The 1,908-nt window shown below is 40.3% G+C and carries 1 protein-coding gene; it reads right to left on the bottom strand.

Translation table 11 applies throughout. The features are described from left to right. Nucleotides 1–749 precede the first annotated feature (749 nt). The gene (locus tag JGK22_RS33015) at nucleotides 750–1,517 is read right to left on the bottom strand and encodes a class II glutamine amidotransferase (RefSeq protein ID WP_293183975.1); all 768 of its coding nucleotides are present in this window, start codon (nucleotides 1,515–1,517) and stop codon (nucleotides 750–752) included. Between the last annotated feature and the right edge of the window lie 391 nt (nucleotides 1,518–1,908).

Below are 1,908 nucleotides of genomic sequence, written 5' to 3'. Positions count from 1 at the left end.
AGATTTGTGAAATGGTTGAACCAAAATTGGGACGTATTCTCGGCTTATAAAGCCAGTTTAGGCCTTGTTTGGGCTTAAAATTTGTTTAAGTCCCGCTAAGGCGATACGAAACGATTTGGCAGGGGCTCCCGTTGAGCAGGTGAAATTTTTGGCATATTCTACTTCAAATTCTGACCACGGAATTATTTTTGCCATGATTACCCAACGATTATTCTCTGATAATTGTCACGCGATCGTTAAGGTCAAAGTTGGACGGTGCTTTTGGGGCCCTAGTCAAGTTTTCGGTACATGAACGAAAGTGATGCTGTGCATGGCTTTTGACTAATTTTAGCTCATAGTCTTACACTTTATCCGCGCCGATCGCGAGTCAAAGTCTTTTCAGGTAAGGCTTTTAGGCTTATTCAGCAAGCCCTACATAACCTTCCTCGTTACAGATGTTTAAGCTGTTAGTCATTTAAATTTATTGCTTGAACCTCTTACAGCATGGGGTCTGAGCTACAAATAGTGCAGTTTGAATGTCGAACAGCTTAATGTAACTTTGGTGCTGTGTGAGAATTCATATAAAAATCAACAGGCTATACTATCTCAGCGAATTGCTGTCTGAAATAAAATCGATTTTCCTAGAGTCCTCAAAGAGCATTAGTTGAATATGAATTAATAATTTTGGAACCATATAAAGTCAAAGTATACACTTGGAAAGCTAATATGCAACAAGGTTTAATTTCATTAATCTTTTTTTAATTCGGCTTTCAAATAACAGGCAAACCATCCTGAAATACCAGCAATTTTCCCGGTTCTATTTGCGTCCAGACTTCGTTATCAGTGAGCGGGAAAGTGGCAATCACCGCGACGCGATCGTCCTCTTTGGTCAATTCCCGGAAATCCACAGTTACATCTTCATCGATCGAGTGCGCGCTGGCAAAAGGTGCTTGTCGCACAATATAATGCAGATTAGTAGAACAGTGTGCAAACAAGTGTTCTCCATCAGAAAGTAAATAGTTGAAAATTCCTTGAACGGCAAGATTTTTAGTAATTTCGTTGAGAACCACGTAAATTTCCGTCACAGTAGGTTTATTGTGAGGAAAACTTTCTCGCAGCTTTTCTAATATTAAACAAAAAGCTTTTTCGCTATCAGTCTTGCCGACTGGTTTGTAAATCCCGGCACTTTCAGGATTAAAGTTTTCCAGATTTCCATTGTGGGCAAATACCCAATACCGCCCCCAAAGTTCCCGAATAAAAGGGTGACAGTTTTCTAGAGCAATTTCCCCTTGAGTAGCTTTACGAATATGAGCAATGACGTTAGTTGAGTGAATGGGATAGCGACGCACTACTTCAGCAAGCGGAGAAGCAACCGCAGGTTTTGAGTCTATAAACAGGCGACATCCCAAGCCTTCAAAAAAAGCAATTCCCCAACCGTCTTGATGAATGTCTGTTCGACCACCTCTTGCAGAAAAACCTTCAAAAGAGAAGCAAATATCTGTTGGAACATTGCAGTTCATTCCCAGTAATTGGCACATAGCTTTTAAATCTCTGGAGTTTGGATGGATGCCGCAGCTATGGGCAGCTACAGATTTTTGATAATACCATTATAGTATGAAGTGATTTAGCGTTATAAAAAAAACATAATTAATTTGCTTTGTCAACCGTAAGAATACTTAGTTAGAGAAAAATCCGAGGCGCTAAAATTCAGTACCCTATCCCCGAGAGCAGTCTTGATTGTTCCGTTTGTGTTGCAAATATTTGCTGATGTGGGCTGGCGGGGTATCTATCCCTGCGCAATAGTAAAACAACTATCAACACACTGGCGATTCCAGGGCTATTTCGTTCTAGACAGTAGACAGGGTTTAGGTTTAGAGTTTAGAAGTCGGATTCACCCTAACTTATGATTTATGAGTTCCCTAGCAATTG

Origin of the sequence: Microcoleus sp. PH2017_08_TRC_O_A, from assembly GCF_020738665.1 — a bacterium.
Taxonomy (GTDB): domain Bacteria; phylum Cyanobacteriota; class Cyanobacteriia; order Cyanobacteriales; family Microcoleaceae; genus Microcoleus.
This window is presented reverse-complemented; position numbering and strand designations above follow the sequence as displayed.